Genomic DNA, 17,798 nt, shown 5'->3' on the forward strand with positions numbered 1-17,798 from the left:
GCAGGCAATCTGGTATCGTAGCCCCTCGGTCAACTGCTGGTATTTCATGGTGTATCGCTTTGTTTCTTTGGCGAGAAGAAGCGTACCCTAACTGGTAGTTGACCGCCTCTCTCCTATGCACCATGGGCATTGCACTTATTATCTGAATTCACGATTAACCACGGTGAATAATGTCCATATGGTGTCAGCGCGCTGCCGGATGGTATAAAAACATTATGTTGTTATCCAATGGGCATGCTATTCTCAAATCGTGTTATCCCTGTGACATACAAAAATAATTCTGTGAGGAAGTAATGAACGAGTTTCTGAAGGTTCTGCTGAACATTCGCAGCTTGCGCGCTGCCATTCGTGAACTGCCGTTTGAGCAACTGCAAGAAGCGAAAGAAAAGTTTGACCTGGTATATAACGAGCGTGCCGAGTCCGTTGAACAGGAACGTGCCGAACAGGAAGAGCGTCAGCGCAAACTGAATGAATTCACCGAAATGCTGCAACAGGCTGGTATCGATCCCCGTGAGCTGATCGGCAGCGTGGCGGCTCCGGCTGCGGCGGGCACCACCAAGAGCAAGCGTGCTCCCCGTCCTGCGAAATACAAGTACCAGGAAGACGGTCAGGAGAAGACCTGGACCGGTCAGGGTCGTATGCCCAAGGCCATCGCCGAGCAAGTTGCGCTGGGCAAGGATCTGAACGATTTCCTGATCTGATCGCCGGATCCGATTCTCGATAATGCCGCCTGCAGGGCGGCATTATTATTTTCAGAGTTCAGATGATGTCGCAGTAAAACCCAATTGCGCAGGTTACTCCGGTTAATTGGAGAGCCTCGTCTGGAATAGCCATAACCATCATGTGCCCAATAAAGGTGGCGCATCATCTTCCACGCCACCTCGCCACTTATACGCATTGAGGACTCATACAGCCCGTGTTTCTTCGTCCCTTGTGAGAAACGAACATGGATACCTGCTGTGACAGAATGAAATAGCGGCGGTGGATCCTCATCAGTACGCCTGAGCGGCCCGTCTCTTTTTCATGCTGATGCATGACGTCCATCGCCTATTAATTTATCCCCTCTATTTATGGTCTGTTTGACACCGCTCTTCTGCGATATATCCGCACGATGCCGGACAACGTGCGGATGAGGCAGACACCGATTGGTGGCAAACAAATAAACCGAATGCTAGATGACGGGTTGGCCGAGTTCAGACTGAACGGCGTGTGCGTATTTTCTCCAGGTGCGGCGACGGGCTAGGACCGCCTCTGCCAGCATGGCAAGCAGGTGTTCACTCTCTTCCCAGCAGAGGCAGGCATCGGTCACTGACAGACCGTATTGCAGCTCACCCAGAGGAGCCGGTTTCTGGTTTCCTCCCAGCAAGAAGCTCTCGACCATGACGGCGGCGACGGCTTGGCTCCCTTCGCTCAGCTGGCGACAGAGATCTTTGGCGACCTTCAGCTGGTTCGTGTGCAGCTTCTGGCTGTTGCCATGGCTGCAATCTACCATCAGGCGAGGGGGGAGTCCCTTGCGGGTGAGGCGGTCTGCTGCCTCCGCCACATCGCTCTGGTGGTAGTTGGGCAGGGTGCCGCCACGCAGAATGATATGGCCGTCGGGATTGCCTTCGCTCTTGATCACTACCATGCCGCCCTGGCTGCCGGGGGCGGTGAAGAGATGGGAGGCGGTACTGGCCTGGATGGCATCGATGGCGACCCGGATATTGCCGTCCGTACCGTTCTTGAATCCCACGGGGCAGGGCAGTGCGGAGGCCAATTGCCGGTGGACCTGAGACTCCGTGGTGCGTGCCCCGATGGCGCCCCAGCTGACGAGATCGGCGAGATAGAGAAAGCTGGTGGTGTCGAGGAATTCGGTGGCGGTGGCGAGCCCCAGCCCATTGATGTCGAGCAGCACCTGGCGTGCCAGATGCAATCCCCGATTGATGTCGTTGCTGCCGTCCAGGTGCGGATCGAAGACCAGCCCCTTCCAGCCCACCGTGGTGCGCGGCTTTTCAAAATAGGCGCGCATGACTATCTGAAGGCTGTCTTCATAGGCGGTGGCGAGTCGTGCCAGCCGTCCGGCATAGTCCAGGGCCGCGACGGGATCATGGATGGAGCAGGGGCCAATCACGACCAGCAGGCGATCGTCTTCACCTGCCAGGATCCGGCGTGCCTGATGGCGCTGGCTGTCGATATGCCGGGCCATGTCGACCGGACAGGGGTGCTGCGCCAGCAGCTCGGCAGGGGTGGGGAGCGCCTCTATGGCGAAGGCGCGCATGACCGAATTCAAAACTGCCATTTGAAGTTACCTTGCTGTGCATGTGTGCGATGGGGAACCCGTATGCGGCATCCTGTTGGGAGCAGACAGGTTCACGGCTCATCGCAGCTATTGAGAATGATTTTCATTATCTTGGTGTTTGTCTCAAATGCAAGTGCAATGAAATCGCCAGGCGAAGATGGGGGGAGAGAGAACGATGGCGGGGGAACCGCAGCAAAAGCAGGCCGCTCCCCGAGGGAAGAAGCCCGCCAGTCACAAGATAAAGAGGGGGTCAGCTGTCCATCACGGCGTGCCTGTCCTGGTGGTAGGCGTCTTCATCCTTGCCGCTGCGCCAGTAGGGGACTGCGTAGACCCGCTGGCGCTCGGCATCCAGGGTGCGTCTGACGTGGCGGCGCAGCGGCACGACCAGGCTCTCTTCCCCGCCAAACCAGTAATAGCTCCCCTCAGCGACCATGGGCTGGGCGGTGAAATGCGCCACCAGGGTCGCGGCCTGTTCCGGATTGCCCACGAACCAGCGCAGGTCGACGCCGGCCGGCAGCGACAGATCCTGCACGTCGTCCTGATGGGGGACCAGCAGGGCGATATGGCCGAGGGCATGGGCCGGCATCACTTCCACCATGGCGCTGATGGCGGGCAGGGCGGTGAGATCCCCCGCCATGTAATAGTGCTCGGCCATTTGCAGCATGGGGTCGGGGCCGCCCGGGCCCGAGATGGCGAGCCTGTCACCCGGTTTGGCGTGCAGGGCGAAACGACTGGCGGGGCCGGCCTCGCCGTGCAGGGCGAAGTCGATGTCGAGCTCCAGCGCCTCCCGGCGAAACGCGCGTATGGTGAATGTGCGAATGACGGGTTTCTGGGCGGGATCGAGCCAGCGAGGCCCCTTGTCGGTGGGGGTGGGCAACACTATCTCGCGCTGATCCGGTCGGGGCAGCATGATCTTGACATGAGCACCGCCACAGCTGAAGGGGTAGTCCACAAGCTCGGGGCTGGTCAGGCAGATTCGGCGCAGATGCGGGCTCACATCCTGAACATGCTTGACGGTGAGCAGGCGGGGGCGATTGGCCGGGGCGGGTTGAGACATGGGCATACTCCTGGCTGATGATGGCGCCCATTCTTGATGAAATGAAAATTATTATCAATTGGTTTGTGGGCAGAATGGGTCGCGATTGACCTCCTCTGGATGTCCATCGCGATACCACACTCTCTGCCTGGGTCAGGTTCGATCGCTTCCCCCCAGCGCCCGATAGATGCCTGCCATGTTGTTGAGCTGGGTCTGCTGCTGTGCCAGCAGGGCGAGCTCGGCATCCCACAGGCGGTTCTGCTCATCCAGCCAGGGTTGTACCTCGGTGGCACCGGCCAGGAAACGGGCGCCAGCGAGCCTCTCGGCCTCCCGGGCATAGGCCCTCTGCTGCTCCAGATAGCGCAGCCGCTGATCCCCTTGCTGACGGGCTGCCAGGCCATCCTCCACTTCCAGCAGCGCGGTATAGAGCTGCTTGCGAAACTCGGTTTCGGCAATCTGGTAGTCGATGTCGGCGCTGGCGATGGAGAGCCGGGTCTTGTTGTACTCGAGGAAAGGGAGCGCCAGCGTGGCGCCCAGGGTGCCGACCGGATTTTGCAGCACCTGGGTCAGGGTATCCGAGGTGGTGCTGGCACCGCCGGTCAGGCTCAGGGTGGGATAAAAGCCGGTGCGGATCTCGTCTCCCCTCGCAAGGGTCTTGCGCAGCCTGAGTTCGGCGGCGCGCACATCTGGCCGCCGGGCCAGCACATCGGCGGGGATGCCAGCTGCCACGGACGGGATCGGGCCCATGATCAGGGCGTCGGGAGCGTCAGCGAGCGGCCCGCTGCTGCGGCCCAGCAGCAGGCGAAGAGCATTGCCCGCCTGTGCCTGCTGCTGGGTGAGGGTGGCGAGCTCCGCCTGCTTGCCTGCCTTCTGCTGGCTGGCCTGTACCAGATCGAGTCGGGTCACGGCGCCCGCCTCGTATTTGGCGCGGGTCAGGCGTTCAATGCGCTCCAGATTGCCCAGTTGCTGGGTGCCCAGGGTCATGGCCGAGCCGAGGTAGGCCAGTTGCCAGTATTGCTCCAGGGTCTTGCCGATGAGCAGCAACCGGGTGGCGGCCAGATCCTGTTCGCTGGCTTGTGCCTCCCAGCTCGCCTGATCCCTTGTCGCGGCCAGTCTGCCCCAGAGATCCACTTCGTAGCTGAGGTTGAGAGAGGGGCCCAGGTTGCTGCTGGCGCTGCCATCTTTCATGTTCTTGGTGCCGCTGGCCCCGAGATTGGCGCTGACAGAGGGGGTGAGGTTGGTGTCAGCCAGATCGGCGCCGAGCAGGGCGTTCTTGAGCTTGAGCCCGGCCACCCGCATGTCCGGGTTGGCGGCCAGCACCGCCTCGACCAGGCGATCGAGCGCGGGATCCTGGAATCCCTGCCACCAGGGGCCAGCCTGCTGCGCGGTGAGACCCCTGCTCTCCTGCTGCCATGCTGGCGCCACGTCGAGATCGGGTCTGTGATAGGTGCTCTGCTGGCTGCAGGCACCGAGGCTGGCGGTGAGCATCAGGCTTAGCCCGAGCCTTGATAGGTTGTGCATCGTCATTCCCTCGCCAGTGCCTCCACCGGATCGAGCCTGGCCGCATTGCGGGCGGGCAGGTAACCAAACAGGATCCCGATGAGGGAGGAGCACCCGAAGGCCATCAGGATGGAGAAGAGCGAGAAGCGCATCTGGAAGCTTTCCACGAGCAGGGAGAAGAGAGCGCCGATGAGCAGGGCGAGGCCGATACCGAGCAGCCCCCCCAGCAGGCTGACCATCACCGCCTCGATGAGGAACTGTTGCAGTATGTCGGACTGGCGGGCGCCGACGGCGATGCGGATCCCTATCTCCCGGGTGCGCTCCACCACCGAGACCAGCATGATGTTCATCACTCCGACGCCGCCGACGATGAGGGAGATCACCGCGATGGCGGAGACCAGCAGTGTCAGGGTGGCGGTGGTCTTCTCCACCGATTTGACGATGCTGTCGCTGCTGAAGGTGAAGAAGTCTTTCACGCCGTGGCGCTGGGTCAGCAGGGCGACTGCCGCCTGCTCGGCCAGGGCGGGCTGGACGCTGTCCTTGACCCGGATGGTGATCTGGGTGAAGTGCTGCTGGGAGAGGAGACGGCTCATGACGGCGCTGTAGGGGAGCCAGACATTGACCGACTGGCTGCTGCGGCCAAAGCCGGTCTCCTGGGTGACCACCCCCACGATGCGCACCGGCAGGGTGCCTACCAGCACCACCTGGCCGACCGGGTCCACCTTGCCAAGCAGGCTCTCTATGGTCTTGCCATCCACCACGGCGACTGCCGTCCGGTTGCGAATGTCCCGCTCATCGAGCAGGCGCCCCTGGGTGAGCGTCATCCCCTTGACCCGGAAAAAGTCGTTGCCGACCCCGATCACGCTGCCGCTGCTGGTCTTGTTGCGATAGCGAAGCTGGCCCGACGTCGCTATCTGGGGGCTGGCCCCCTCCAGATAGGGCTGGCCGAGCAGCGCGTCGAGATCCCGCTCGTTCAGGGTCTGGATGCTGGCGGCCTTCTCGTCTCCCCAGTCCTTGCCGGGGAAGATGTCGATGGTGTTGGTGCCCATGGCGTTGATGTCGTCGATCACCTTGGCGCGCGCCCCCTGACCCAGCGCCACCACGCTGACCACGGCGGCGATGCCGATGATGATGCCGAGCATGGTGAGGAAGGTGCGCATGCGATGGGCCAGCATGGCGTGCAGGGCCATGCGCCCCGCCTCCCGGTAGCGATCCCAGCCCCGGCTTGCGGTGCGGACGGCGGCGCCTGTGCCCTGTGCATCTTGCCCGACAGAGGGAGGGGCCAGCTGGCTGCCGTCACCCGGCTGCGGGTGGGCCGGCGCCCCGGATGGGGAGGGTGAGGCTGCGTTGTCATCGGTCACCCGATGGCCGCTGTCCTCCACCACCCGCCCGTCACGCAGGGTGATGATGCGATCCGCATGGCTTGCCACCGCCATGTCGTGGGTCACCAGAATGATGGTGTGGCCCTGGGCGTGCAGCTCCTTGAGGATGGCCATCACCTCCTTGCCGCTCTGGCTGTCGAGAGCGCCGGTGGGTTCGTCCGCCAGGATCACCTCGCCGCCGTTGGCGAGCGCCCGGGCAATACTGACCCGCTGCTGCTGACCGCCGGAGAGCTGGCCGGGTCTGTGGTGGCTGCGATCCTGCAGTCCCAGGCGGGTCAGCAAGGTGCGGGCACGGGCCTGGCGATCAAGGCGGGCAGTGCCGGCATAGATGGCGGGGATCTCCACGTTGGCGGCCGCATCCAGATGGGGCAGCAGGTGATAGCGCTGGAAGATGAAGCCGAAGTGGTGGCAGCGCAGCCGTGCCAGGGAGAGGGCATCCAGGGTCGCGGTATCCTGGCCGCGAAACAGATACTGGCCGCCGCTCGGGCGATCGAGGCAGCCCAGCAGGTTCATCAGGGTCGATTTGCCGGAGCCGGAGGCGCCGACGATGGCCACCATCTCCCCGGCATCGATGGCGAGATCCAGCGGGTGCAGCACGGTCACTTCGTGCTCTCCGCTCTGGTAGCGTCGCTCGATGCCCTTGAGACGGATCAGGGGCTCGCTCACGGCTCCATCTCCCCTTCATCGTGCAGGGCCGGCTTGCCCTGCTCCAGGATCACCTTCTCATGCTCGGTCAGGCCGCTCACCACCTCAATCTTGATGTCATCCTTCATGCCGGTCTTGATGCGGCGGGTCTCTCTCTGATCCCCTGCCTTGAGCAGGCTGACCTCGTACTCGTTGTCGCCAGTCTTCTTGCCGAGGGCGGTCTGGGGAATGGCCAGTACCTGCTTGCGCTCGCCGAGCACGATGGTGACCTGGGTCGTCATGGCGACCCTCAACTGATGGCCGGAGTTGGGCACATCGAACAGGGCATAGTAGTAGATGGCCGCATTGCTGGTGGCCGTGGTGCTGGCCGTCTGCTCATTGATGTTGGTGGGGGCCAGCTCGACCGTGCGCAGGGTACCGTGGTAGCGAGTATCCGGATCCCCTATCAGGGTGAAATAGACCGGCATGCCCGCCTTGACACGGGTGACGTCCGCTTCGGAGATCTGGGCCTTGACCGTCATGGTGTCGAGATTGGCGAGCTTGAGCAGGGTCGGTACCGTCTGGCTGGCGGCCAGGGTCTGCCCCTGCCGGGTGACGATGGAGACGACGGTACCATCCATGGGGGCCTGAATGCGGTTGTAGCCGAGCTCCGTCTTGGCGCGCTCCACCTTGATGATGGCGTTGTCGATGTCGGCCTGGGCGCTTTGCAGCTCGGCCCAGGTGACGGCAAGCTGGGCTTCGGCGCTCTCCAGATCCGCACGAGAGCTCGCTTCCTGCCGAAACATCTGCTGCTGGCGGCGCCAGGCAAGCTCGTTCTGTTTGAGCTGTGCCTGCTTGATCTTGAGCTGGGCGCGGCGGCTGGCCAGCTCCGCCTCGGCGGTCTTGAGGTTGTTCTGGGCGATCAGGGGATCGATCTCCGCCAGCAGCTCTCCTTGTTTGACCTGTTGACCCGCTTCCACCGCGAGATAGGTGACCTGACCCGAGACCTGAGCCCCCACATCCACCTGCTCGATGGCCTGCAGTACGCCACTGGCGAGCACCGTCTGCTCCACATCCTGGCGGGTAACCGTTGCGGTCAGTACCGGGTCCGGTGTGTTGCCTGGCCAGGCCAGCCAGGTGACGAGAGGGATCAGCACAAGGGCGAGCAGGGCGAGCTTGCCGGGTTTTCGAAGAGCTTTCATTTATCACCTGAACGAAACGAGCGAAGGCGTGCAAGGGCCATATCGTGCAGCAAATGGCCCTCAAAAAGAAGCGAGCAATGTGTAAGAAATCGTGTGGTTCTGGCGGTGACGCAGTGGAGGAGGTCAAGCTGGGGGAGGGTGACGGCGGGGCGTCAGAAACAAGAAGACCCGTTCAGGGAGCGGGTCTTGTGGTGTCAACCGACGGCTTTGAGCAAGGCGGCGTGAGGCTCGTGGCAGATCTGGATATCGAGGGGCAGTTTGTAGAGGAGCAGGCGGGCTAGCGAGCCCTCCATCCAGTGATGACGGCTGCCGACCAGCAAGAGGTCGGCGGGGTGGGCGGCCAGCCAGTGCTGGAGATCCGGCACCACGTCATCCACCACCAGACACTGGTAATCCACCGGATGAGACAGCTGGGTGATGAGTTCACTGATGATCGCCTTGGCATCCAGGGTGCCCTGGGCGCTGCGCTCCTCTTGTGACAGGGACAGACTATTGCGACGAGTCTTGCTGCTGTGGGTCAGGTGCAACAAGGTCAGGTTGGCGCCCAGCCCTTGTGCCAGACGGCTCGCCTTGGCCAGTGTCTCCTGCTCGTAATCCTTGCCTTCCAGCAACAGCACAATATTGGTCGGGCTCATAAGCAGTTCTCCTTGGCAGGTGCGGGTCAGACGGCGGAAGCGCGCTCCCATTCTCCCTTCCCGCGAAATGTCAGCTCAAACGAACCCGGTGTGTTTGCATCAAGCGTCATCTTCTGTCGATGGCAACTGAAGGTACCGAGTCCGTTTACATCATCATAACAGACTGAGTTGAATGGAAAATGAAGGAGTGGGTCCGTTCGATATATGAATGAGTGCAACGAAGATGAGTGGCGTTCTGACCATGGCGATGGAAGCCCGGCTGGGTGATGACCAGGCTGACAGACTCAGACTGAGCATCAAGACACGTGCCGCGGATTAGCCAGGGCAGCCCCTCTTTCTTGCGGCTTACGGCATCGGCCAACCAGGCCGGCGCTGTCGGCAAAAGGATTCAACTGGCCAGCGCGATGATGGCACGGTCAATCTGAAAGGGCCGACATGGACGGGAGGGCATCCCTCCCGCCCCGTGGTCAGCTTGCGAGCAACTCACGGGCGTTGGCCAGGGTGTTGTCGGTGATCTGATCGCCCCCCAGCAGGCGGGCCAGTTCGTTGAGCCGGGCACCCGGGGTGAGCGCCTGCATCTGGGTTTCCGTTGTCTTGCCGTCGGTGTGTTTGCTCACCACCATGTGCTGGTGACCCTTGCCTGCCACCTGGGGCAGGTGGGTGACCACCATCACCTGGGTGGATTCGCCGAGCTGGCGCAACAGGCGGCCCACCACGGCGGCGGTCGGGCCGCTGATCCCCACATCCACTTCGTCGAAGATAAGGGTCGGGGTGGAGATCTTGCGGGCACTGATCACCACGATGGCGAGGCTGATACGCGACAGCTCGCCGCCGGAAGCCACCTTGCCAAGGGGTTGGATGGGCTGACCCGGGTTGGTGGTGACCATGAACTCCACCCGATCGATGCCAAGGGGCGAGAGGCTGCTCTGGGCATCGGGTCGCACCTCGATGGCGAAGCGGCCATCGGGCATCGCCAGTTCGTGCATGCTGGCACTTACCTTCGCGCCCAGCTCCTCGGCATAGCGCTGGCGGCTCTGGCTCAGGGCCTCGGCGGCCTGCACGAAGGCCTGGCGGGCCGAGGCCAGCTCGTCCTCCATCCCCTCGAGGCGCTCTTCGTCGGAGTTGAGGCGGGCCAGATCGGCGGCCAGCTCCTGATGGTAGTGGGCCAGCTCCGCCGGTTTGACATGGTGCTTGCGTGCCAGGTTGATGGCCTTGGAGAGGCGGCTCTCCAGCTCGTTGAAGCGCTCTGGATCCAGTTCCAGCCGGTCGAGATAGCTGCGCAGCTCGCTGTGGCTCTCCTGTACGCCGATCAGGGCTTCGTTGAGCATGCCGAGCACGTTGCCAAGCCGGCTGTCCATGCCGACCAGGGTCTCGGCTCTGTCCACCGCCGTCTGCAGCAGACCGGCGATGGTGGTCTCTTCATTGTCATAGAGCAGATCGAGGCAATACCCGCACTCCTGCATCAGCTCGGTGCCATTGGCGAGCCGCTGATGCTCCTCTTCAATCTCTTCAAACTCTCCCGGCTGAAGGGCAAATTCGTCCAGCTCCTGCACCTGGTATTCGATGAGTTGACGGCGGGCTTCCCGCTGCTGCTGCTCGGCCTTGAGCCGGTTGAGCTCGTTTTGCAACTGGCGCCACTGCTGGTAGTGGCGGCGCACATCGTCGAGGAGCAGATGATGACCGGCGTAGCCGTCCAGCAGGGCGAGCTGGTAATCGGGTTTGAGCAGCATCTGGTGAGCGTGCTGACCGTGGACGTTGACCAGCAGTTGACCCAGGTTCCTGAGCTGGGCGAGGGGGACGGGAACCCCGTTGATATAGCTGCGAGAGCGCCCCTCGGCGGACAGTACCCGCCGGACGATGCACTCACCGTCATTTTCAAGCTCGTTGGTGGCGAGCCAGGCCCGGGCGGCAGGATTACCCTCCAGCAGGAAGCGGGCACTCACCTCGGTCTTGTCGCTGCCCGGGCGCACCATGCTGGCTTCGGCGCGCTCCCCCAGGCACAGCCCCAGAGCATCGATGGCGATGGATTTGCCCGCCCCGGTCTCCCCGGTGATGCAGGTCATCCCCGGTTGCAGATCGAGCTCGAGAAACTTGACGATGGCGAAGTTGTTGACGGTCAGCTGGGTCAGCATGGTCTCATCCTGTATGGGCCAACATTACTGTGTATGCATCCAGTATATACTGGTCTTATATACAGTAAAGTGGGCAGGGAGGATTTTTGCGAAACAGGGGGAGGGCAAGGATGTCAAGGCCGCGGCATGGGTGGGACACCGATCAGATGGCCTGCAAATCAACCTGCGTACCTGGCATGGGCTGAGGCGATGCGAGAAGCCACCTTGAGGGGCTCTCTTGTGGTGAGTGGCTGGCTGAGACACACTCGAAACAGTCCTGGTTGAGCCTGGGCTGTGCACAGACCTCTTCGCAAGGATGCGTCAAGATGATCCATACCCCAACCCTGCTGCTGATCTCCCTGGCAATCAACCTGATGTCGGGGCTGATCATGTTGTTCATCCACTCCCTGAAGCCAGGTCGAGGCAACTTTCTGTACTGGTCCCTCTCCGCTTTTCTCTTCTCCCTCTCCATCCTGCTGCTCAGTCTGGGGGTGTTGGGCGGCCATCCGGCGCTGGGCATCCGGGTCGGCGGCCTGGTCTCGCTCATGAGCATCCTGCTGTTGCTCGCCGGTTTTTGTGCGCTTTACGAGCGCGCATGGCATCCCCGTGCCGTGGGGGGAGGCGTGGCGGTGTTGCTGCTGCTCTATCTGGGACTGTCCAGCCTCGCCCCCGTGCGCATTGTGCTGGCTCTGATGGAGTCGATGTTGTACCTGTGGTGCGCCTGCCTCATCGTCTCTCTCGGCCGGCAACAGAAGCGGGTGCTCCATGTGGTGGCGCTCATTTACCTTCTGCATTTCACCATCCTGCTGAGTCAGGGGGGGCTGCTCTTGCTGGGAGCCGAAGGGCGGATGGGAGACGGAGGTTGGCTCGATCTCATCTTCTTCATGCACATGGTGCTGACCATCGGCTCGGTGTTGCTGCTGCCTCTGGTGGCCTATGTGGAGACGGAGGAGGCATTGCTGGCGCTCTCGGAGCGGGATCCCCTCACCGGGGTGCTCAATCGGCGCGGTCTCTTCAGGCAGGGAGAGGGGGCTATGCCTGGGCAGACGCGCTGCGTGGTGGTCCTGGACATCGATCACTTCAAGCGGGTCAACGACCAGTTTGGTCACGGCTGCGGGGATGAAGTCATTCGCTATGTGGCCGGGGTGCTGGTGGCCGAGGTACGCAAGGATGATCTGGTGGGGCGCATCGGTGGCGAGGAGTTCGCCATCATCATGGGAGGCGTGAGCGGCCAGATGGCCCACGACATCTGTGACCGGATCCGCCGCCAGATAGAGACGGGCTCCCGGCAGGGGGCCTGCCTGCCGTGCGAGGGGGTCACGGTGAGCATGGGGGTCGTGTGCGCCAGTGCCGAGGCTGACCTGGCACTGATGCTGACCAAAGCCGATGCTGCCATGTACCGGGTGAAGGAAGCGGGGCGAAACGGGGTGCATCTGGCATTCGAGCCGGCACCGCCTCGGCTGGTCGAAAGCAGCGAGGGGTAGACCCTCGCCACCGGTGGTGCCTGGCTAGAAGAGCTTGCTGCCCCAACCGAGCTTGTTGCGCAGCACGTGGAAGTAGCTGTAATCCAGCGGATGCACCAGATGAAGCTTGTGGCTGCTCTTCTTGATGAGGATCTCGTCTCCCGGGTGGACCGCCAGGGTGACCTGGCCGTCGCAGCTCACCTGCATGGCGTCGTCCTGGTTGTCCGGCGAGACCAGCAGCCGCACTTCGCTGTCCGCATCCAGCACGATGGGGCGGCTGCTCAGGGTATGCGGGAACATGGGCACCAGCGTGATGGCGTTGAGTTTGGGGGTGAGAATGGCGCCCCCTGCCGACAGGGAGTAGGCGGTGGAGCCGGTGGGTGTCGCCACTATGATGCCGTCCGAGCGCTGGCTGTACATGAAGCTGCCGTCGATGTAGACCTCGAACTCGATCATGTGGGCGATCTTGCCCGGGTGAAGCACCGCCTCGTTGACCGCGAGGTTGCTCGACTTGCGCTCCCCGTGGCGATAGACGGCGGCCTCCAGCAGGAAGCGATGCTCGCTCTTGAAGTGACCCGAGAGCACCTGCTCCAGGGGCAGCAGATAATCTTGGGGCGAGAGATCGGTCAGGAAGCCGAGGTTGCCCCGGTTCACCCCGATCACCGCCACATCGAACCGTGACAGCACCCGGGCGGCCCCCAGCATGTTGCCGTCACCGCCGACGACGATGGCGAGATCCGCCTGCTCGCCGAGCTGCACCAGATCCATCACGTTCTCCCCGAGCAGCCCCAGAGTATGGGCCACCCGGCTCTCCAGCAGCACGCGAAAGCCACGGCTGGTCAGGTACTGATACAGGCCGGTCAGGGTCTGGTTGGCCCCCTCGTGATGGGGCTTGCCGATGAGGGCAACGGTTTTGAACGGAGAATCCATAGGTTATCGGGTCTGGGAGAGTCTTGGGGGGAGTATACCGCGCTTTGCCGGGGATTTGTCTGCCTCCGTGGCGGTTGGTGCAATCGGCCCCGAAAAGGGGCTGCCTGGCACGCGGATGGGCGCCATTGTGCCCGATCTGCCCTTTTCCCCTTGAAAGCCGGGGCTGTGTCCCCATAATAGCGCCAACACAGGGTCTGCTGGCGCGTGTCGCTTGTCTGAACGCCAGCCACCCTCACACGCAACCCCTGAATATTGGAGATGTCATGAGCCACGAAGAACAAAAGGTTGAAGCGATGGAGCAAGTGGAAGCCCAGCCAGTCGAGCCGACCGATGTAGACAGTGAAGTGACAGCCGAGCAGGCCCGCATCGCCGAGCTGGAGGCCCAGCTGGAGGCGGCCCAGCAGGCTTCCCTGGAAGAGCGCGAGCGCGCCATTCGCGCCGTCGCCGAGATGGAGAACCTGCGTCGCCGTGCCGCTCAGGACGTGGAGAAAGCCCACAAGTTTGCACTGGAGAAGTTCGCGGCAGAGCTCTTGCCGGTGCTGGACAACCTGGAGCGCGCCATCGAGCTGGCGGACAAGGAGAACGACACTCTCAAGCCGATGATTGAAGGGGTCGAGCTGACCCTGAAATCCATGCAGAGCGGCGTGGCCAAGTTTGGCCTGGTGGCGCTGGACCCGACCAACCAGCCGTTCGACCCCAATGCCCACCAGGCCATGAGCATGGTGCCCAGTGCCGACGTGGCGCCGAACACCGTGATCGCCGTGATGCAGAAGGGCTACGAGCTCAATGGCCGCGTCATCCGCCCGGCCATGGTGATGGTCTCCAAGTCCGCTGACTGATCACGCTGTTCTCACCAAGCCCGCCGCTTGGCGGGCTTTTTGTTGGATGTGGCGCCAAAAAACGTGTCTGGCGTCATTTGGCTGTCAGGTGGTCTGTATGCAGGTTTTTTCAGGGCCGGACTTGAAGCGCCGACTTGAGACCCCATATAGGTTGCAAGGCCACGGCGGCACAAAAAATTTGATGCCGGGAGCTTGAAAGCCACAGTGGCAGGCCCCACCTAGCCGTTAACGTATCAAGGCGAGCCCCTCGCCAGTTTATTCAAAGTATTTGGAGATTCGTCAAATGGGTAAAATCATCGGTATTGACCTGGGTACTACCAACTCCTGCGTCGCTATTCTGGATGGCGACCATGCTCGCGTGATCGAGAACGCGGAAGGCGACCGTACTACTCCGTCCATCATTGCCTATGCCGATGACGGCGAAATCCTGGTTGGTCAGCCGGCCAAGCGCCAAGCCATCACCAACCCGAAGAACACGCTGTTCGCCATCAAGCGTCTGATCGGCCGTCGTTTCGAAGATGACGAAGTACAACGTGACCTGAAAATCATGCCGTACGCCATCGCCAAGGCCGACAACGGTGACGCCTGGGTTGAAGTGAAAGGCAAGAAAATGGCACCGCCGCAGATCTCTGCCGAAGTGCTGAAAAAGATGAAGAAGACCGCCGAGGACTACCTGGGCGAGCCGGTGACCGAAGCCGTTATCACCGTACCGGCCTACTTCAACGACGCCCAGCGTCAGGCCACCAAGGATGCCGGTCGCATCGCCGGTCTGGACGTCAAGCGCATCATCAACGAACCGACTGCGGCTGCGTTTGCCTACGGCGTCAACAAGGTCAAGGGTGAGCGCAAGGTTGCCGTGTATGACTTAGGGGGCGGTACCTTCGATATCTCCATCATCGAGATCGACGAAGTCGAAGGGGAAACCACCTTCGAAGTGCTGGCGACCAACGGTAACACCCACCTGGGTGGTGAAGACTTCGACAACCGCGTCATCAACTACCTGGTTGACGAGTTCAAGCGCGAGCAGGGCATCGACCTGCGCAACGACCAGCTGGCCCTGCAGCGTCTGAAAGATGCCGCCGAGAAAGCCAAGATCGAGCTCTCTTCCGCCCAGCAGACCGACGTCAACCTGCCGTACATCACTGCCGATGCCACCGGTCCGAAGCACATGAACATCAAGGTGACCCGCGCCAAGCTGGAATCCCTGGTGGAAGACATGGTGAAGGACTCCCTGGAGCCGGTTCGTGTCGCCCTGAAAGACTCCGGTCTGGCTGTTGGCGAGATCGACGACGTCATCCTGGTTGGTGGTCAGACCCGTATGCCGCTGGTTCAGAAGACAGTTGCCGAGTTCTTCGGCAAAGAGCCGCGCAAAGACGTCAACCCGGACGAAGCAGTGGCCATGGGTGCTGCCATCCAGGGTGCCGTGCTGTCCGGTGACAAGACCGACGTACTGCTGCTGGACGTGACTCCGCTCTCCCTGGGGATCGAAACCATGGGCAGCGTGATGACCGCGCTCATCGAGAAGAACACCACCATTCCGACCAAGAAGTCCCAGGTGTTCTCCACCGCCGAAGACAACCAGTCTGCCGTGACCATTCACGTGCTGCAGGGTGAGCGCAAGCGCGCCAGCGACAACAAGTCCCTGGGCCAGTTCAACCTGGAAGGCATCCGTCCGGCACCGCGCGGTCTGCCGCAGATCGAAGTGACCTTCGACATCGACGCCAACGGCATCCTGCACGTCTCCGCCAAAGACAAGGAGACCAACAAGGAGCAGAAGATCACCATCCAGGCCTCTTCCGGTCTGTCTGATGACGAGATCGAACGCATGGTACGCGAAGCCGAAGCCAACGCGGCCGAGGACAAGAAGTTCGAAGAGCTGGTGCAGGCCCGCAACCAGGCTGACGGTCTGGTCCACTCCGTGCGCAAGCAGGTCACCGAAGCCGGTGAAGCCCTGCCTGCCGACGAGAAGACCAAGATCGAGACTGCCCTGAGCGAGCTGGAATCCGCCATCAAGGGTGACGACAAGGCTGCCATCGAAGCCAAGCAGCAAGCGCTGCTGGAAGCGTCCCAGAAGCTGATGGAAATTGCCCAGCAGCAGGCTCAGGCGCAAGGCGCCGCCGGTGCTGACGCCGGTCAGTCCTCCTCTTCTGCCAAGGCTGACGACGACGTGGTCGACGCCGAGTTCGAAGAAGTGAAAGACGACAAGAAGTAAGCCCGACCCGGATGGGCGAAGTCCGCTTCGCCCATCGGCTCAGAATCTGTTCACGGTCTGTCGCGAGAGGCCGTCAGCAAGGTAAAGAGCAGCGCAGGAACCGGAGCGTATAGATATACGTGAGGATTCCGAGCAGCACATGAGCCTTGATCACGGCTTCGTAGTAAGAGTGTGAGCAGATTCGTCAATGAATTTACGGGCGTTGGGTAACCAACGCCCGTCTGCGTAACTGCTGATATAGCAACAGGATGAGTATGTCGAAGCGCGATTTCTACGAAGTGCTCGGGGTGTCGAAAGGTGCCGACGAGCGCGAGATCAAGAAGGCGTACAAGCGTCTGGCCATGAAGTATCACCCGGATCGCAACCAGGGTGATGCCGGGGCTGAAGAGAAGTTCAAAGAGGTCAAGGAAGCCTACGAGGTCCTGACCGACGAGAACCTGCGTGCCCGTTATGACCAGTACGGTCATGCCGGGGTGGATCCGAGCCAGGGTGGCGGCCACGGCGGCTTTGGCGGTGGTGCCGATTTCGGCGACATCTTCGGCGACGTGTTTGGCGACATCTTCGGTGGTCGCGGGGGCGGTCGTCGCGGCCCGGCCCGTGGCGCCGACCTGCGCTACAACATGGAGCTGACGCTGGAAGAGGCGGTGCGCGGGGTCTCCAAGGAGATCAAGATCCCGACCCAGGTCCACTGCGAAGTGTGCAACGGCTCCGGTGCCCATACCGGCAGCCAGGCCCAGACCTGCCCCACCTGCCACGGCTCCGGCCAGGTGCAGATGCGCCAGGGCTTCTTCGCGGTGCAGCAGCCCTGCCCCCACTGTCACGGTCGCGGCAAGATCATCAAGGATCCGTGCCGCAAGTGCCATGGGGAAGGGCGCTACCAGAAGACCAAGACCCTGTCGGTCAAGATCCCGGCCGGAGTCGATACCGGGGATCGCATCCGTCTCTCCGGCGAAGGGGAGGCGGGGGAAACCGGCGCATCGGCGGGGGATCTGTACGTACAGGTTCATGTGCGCGAGCACGAGATCTTCGTCCGTGACGGCAACGACCTCTACTGCGAAGTGCCCATCAGCTTCACCACGGCGGCGCTCGGCGGCGAGATTGAAGTGCCGACCCTGGATGGCCGGGTCAAGCTCAAGGTGACCCCGGAGACCCAGACCGGCAAGCTGTTCCGCCTGCGGGGCAAGGGCGTCAAGTCCGTGCGCTCCGGCCAGGTGGGGGATCTGATGTGCAAGGTGGTGATCGAGACTCCGGTCAAGCTGACCGAGACCCAGAAAGATCTGCTGCGCCAGCTGGACGACTCCTTCAGCGGCGCCGCTGCCAAGACCCACAAGCCGAAATCCGAAGGCTTCTTCGAAGGGGTGAAACGCTTCTTCGACGACCTGACCAAATAAACGCGACCCGCGTTACCCAAGCCGGCACGGATGTGCCGGCTTTTTTTTGCCCGCCATCTGGCCTGGATCCCCCCTTATACCAATCGGATTAAACATTAGGTCAGTTTTATCCAATCTCGGCTACAAAGTGACATCACCCGCTCCACATCGGCAATAAAGTGCTTCCAGGCCGATGTGCAGGCATCAAGGATGTCG

Annotated in this window: 13 protein-coding genes; 5 read left to right on the forward strand and 8 right to left on the reverse strand. The window is 62.0% G+C overall.

The annotated features are described in order from the left end of the window. The first annotated feature begins 293 nt into the window (after positions 1–293). Positions 294–701 carry an H-NS family nucleoid-associated regulatory protein gene (locus ACNPAA_RS18335; protein ID WP_010673634.1) on the forward strand — a complete coding sequence of 136 codons (408 nt, stop codon included), beginning with the start codon at positions 294–296 and terminating at the stop codon, positions 699–701. Positions 702–1,171: 470 nt separating this feature from the next. Here the strand turns inward: ACNPAA_RS18335 and ACNPAA_RS18340 are convergent, their stop codons facing one another. From ACNPAA_RS18340 to recN, 7 genes are all read right to left on the reverse strand, one after another. Continuing rightward, positions 1,172–2,278 carry a 3-deoxy-7-phosphoheptulonate synthase gene (locus ACNPAA_RS18340; protein ID WP_417891939.1) on the reverse strand — a complete coding sequence of 369 codons (1,107 nt, stop codon included), beginning with the start codon at positions 2,276–2,278 and terminating at the stop codon, positions 1,172–1,174. A gap of 250 nt (positions 2,279–2,528) precedes the next feature. After that, a complete protein-coding gene (locus ACNPAA_RS18345) occupies positions 2,529–3,335 on the reverse strand; it encodes a siderophore-interacting protein (RefSeq protein ID WP_201890222.1) in 807 nt (268 codons plus the stop codon). 132 nt (positions 3,336–3,467) lie between these two features. Beyond that, on the reverse strand, positions 3,468–4,841 hold the full coding sequence (locus ACNPAA_RS18350; protein WP_053288275.1) for an efflux transporter outer membrane subunit: 1,374 nt from the start codon (positions 4,839–4,841) through the stop codon (positions 3,468–3,470). Beyond that, a complete protein-coding gene (locus ACNPAA_RS18355) occupies positions 4,838–6,862 on the reverse strand; it encodes a MacB family efflux pump subunit (protein ID WP_201871683.1) in 2,025 nt (674 codons plus the stop codon). Before ACNPAA_RS18355 ends, ACNPAA_RS18350 begins: the two co-directional genes overlap by 4 nt. Continuing rightward, entirely contained in the window at positions 6,859–8,022 is a 1,164-nt protein-coding gene (locus tag ACNPAA_RS18360; protein ID WP_201871681.1) for an efflux RND transporter periplasmic adaptor subunit, read from the reverse strand. The genes ACNPAA_RS18355 and ACNPAA_RS18360 overlap by 4 nt, the downstream gene beginning before the upstream one ends. 194 nt (positions 8,023–8,216) lie before the next feature. Then, positions 8,217–8,657: a universal stress protein gene (locus ACNPAA_RS18365; RefSeq protein WP_010673640.1), complete on the reverse strand. Its 441-nt coding sequence runs from the start codon at positions 8,655–8,657 to the stop codon at positions 8,217–8,219. A 467-nt stretch (positions 8,658–9,124) separates the two neighbouring features. Next, positions 9,125–10,789, reverse strand: coding sequence for a DNA repair protein RecN (recN, locus tag ACNPAA_RS18370; protein WP_041213253.1), 1,665 nt, complete (start codon positions 10,787–10,789; stop codon positions 9,125–9,127). A 305-nt stretch (positions 10,790–11,094) separates the two neighbouring features. Here recN and ACNPAA_RS18375 point away from each other — a divergent pair, with 305 nt between their 5' ends. Further along, positions 11,095–12,252 (forward strand): GGDEF domain-containing protein, encoded by a 1,158-nt coding sequence (locus tag ACNPAA_RS18375; RefSeq protein ID WP_102948704.1) that lies wholly within the window; start codon positions 11,095–11,097, stop codon positions 12,250–12,252. 24 nt (positions 12,253–12,276) lie between these two features. On the opposite strand, the gene nadK is transcribed toward ACNPAA_RS18375, so the two are convergent. After that, positions 12,277–13,161, reverse strand: a complete 885-nt coding sequence (nadK, locus tag ACNPAA_RS18380; RefSeq protein ID WP_010673644.1) for an NAD(+) kinase — start codon at positions 13,159–13,161, stop codon at positions 12,277–12,279. Between the two features lie 263 nt (positions 13,162–13,424). Between nadK and grpE the strand changes: the two genes are divergently transcribed. The 3 genes from grpE (at position 13,425) to dnaJ (ending at position 17,603) form a co-directional block, all read left to right on the forward strand. Beyond that, on the forward strand, positions 13,425–14,000 hold the full coding sequence (grpE, locus tag ACNPAA_RS18385; protein ID WP_029314044.1) for a nucleotide exchange factor GrpE: 576 nt from the start codon (positions 13,425–13,427) through the stop codon (positions 13,998–14,000). A 283-nt stretch (positions 14,001–14,283) separates the two neighbouring features. Beyond that, positions 14,284–16,212, forward strand: coding sequence for a molecular chaperone DnaK (dnaK, locus tag ACNPAA_RS18390; RefSeq protein WP_102948703.1), 1,929 nt, complete (start codon positions 14,284–14,286; stop codon positions 16,210–16,212). A 254-nt stretch (positions 16,213–16,466) separates the two neighbouring features. Continuing rightward, positions 16,467–17,603, forward strand: coding sequence for a molecular chaperone DnaJ (dnaJ, locus tag ACNPAA_RS18395; RefSeq protein WP_010673647.1), 1,137 nt, complete (start codon positions 16,467–16,469; stop codon positions 17,601–17,603). The last annotated feature ends 195 nt before the right edge of the window (positions 17,604–17,798 follow it).

It is taken from the genome of Aeromonas sp. PS2Canimalfood6, from assembly GCF_048276795.1.
GTDB lineage: Bacteria > Pseudomonadota > Gammaproteobacteria > Enterobacterales > Aeromonadaceae > Aeromonas > Aeromonas caviae.

Coding starts and splice junctions, on each gene's coding strand:
- ACNPAA_RS18335 (WP_010673634.1), top strand. CDS start 294: ATGAACGAGTTTCTGAAGGTTCTGCTGAACATTCGCAGCTTGCGCGCT.
- ACNPAA_RS18340 (WP_417891939.1), bottom strand. CDS start 2,278: ATGGCAGTTTTGAATTCGGTCATGCGCGCCTTCGCCATAGAGGCGCTC.
- ACNPAA_RS18345 (WP_201890222.1), bottom strand. CDS start 3,335: ATGTCTCAACCCGCCCCGGCCAATCGCCCCCGCCTGCTCACCGTCAAG.
- ACNPAA_RS18350 (WP_053288275.1), bottom strand. CDS start 4,841: ATGACGATGCACAACCTATCAAGGCTCGGGCTAAGCCTGATGCTCACC.
- ACNPAA_RS18360 (WP_201871681.1), bottom strand. CDS start 8,022: ATGAAAGCTCTTCGAAAACCCGGCAAGCTCGCCCTGCTCGCCCTTGTG.
- ACNPAA_RS18365 (WP_010673640.1), bottom strand. CDS start 8,657: ATGAGCCCGACCAATATTGTGCTGTTGCTGGAAGGCAAGGATTACGAG.
- recN (WP_041213253.1), bottom strand. CDS start 10,789: ATGCTGACCCAGCTGACCGTCAACAACTTCGCCATCGTCAAGTTTCTC.
- ACNPAA_RS18375 (WP_102948704.1), top strand. CDS start 11,095: ATGATCCATACCCCAACCCTGCTGCTGATCTCCCTGGCAATCAACCTG.
- nadK (WP_010673644.1), bottom strand. CDS start 13,161: ATGGATTCTCCGTTCAAAACCGTTGCCCTCATCGGCAAGCCCCATCAC.
- grpE (WP_029314044.1), top strand. CDS start 13,425: ATGAGCCACGAAGAACAAAAGGTTGAAGCGATGGAGCAAGTGGAAGCC.
- dnaK (WP_102948703.1), top strand. CDS start 14,284: ATGGGTAAAATCATCGGTATTGACCTGGGTACTACCAACTCCTGCGTC.
- dnaJ (WP_010673647.1), top strand. CDS start 16,467: ATGTCGAAGCGCGATTTCTACGAAGTGCTCGGGGTGTCGAAAGGTGCC.